The sequence below is a fragment of the Fructilactobacillus sp. X3R2C1 genome (assembly GCF_059901235.1).
The window spans coordinates 1-276 of sequence record NZ_JBWXVA010000029.1 but is presented as its reverse complement, the minus strand read 5'-3'; the positions used below and the strand labels follow the sequence as shown (position 1 = coordinate 276).

1 pseudogene is annotated in these 276 nt (G+C 67.4%); it reads left to right on the top strand.

Going from position 1 to position 276, the window contains the following annotated elements:
* Positions 1 to 26 precede the first annotated feature (26 nt).
* Positions 27 to 276 (top strand): annotated as a pseudogene (locus AC6UDB_RS07030) (hypothetical protein); the annotation flags it as partial.

The following is a 276-nucleotide window of genomic DNA, read 5'->3' as shown; positions in this document are numbered from 1 at the left end:
CATCACCAACTATGAGGCTCACCCCCATGTCATTGCACTGCCCTCGCTGTCACTCCCCCAAAGTCGCGTCCTTCCATCACGCCATGAAAGTCAGCGCCGCCATCGGTACCGTGGGCGGTGTTGCACGTGGCGTCAGCGCGGCCCTGGCAGGTAGCCAAGCTGGCGCAGCCATCGGCGCGCTCGCCGGCCCTATCGGTATCACTCTCGGCTCTGTGTCAGGCGCCATCCTCGGTGGTCTGGCCGGCGGGGTGGGCGGCTGCGTGCTCGGTGCGCAGC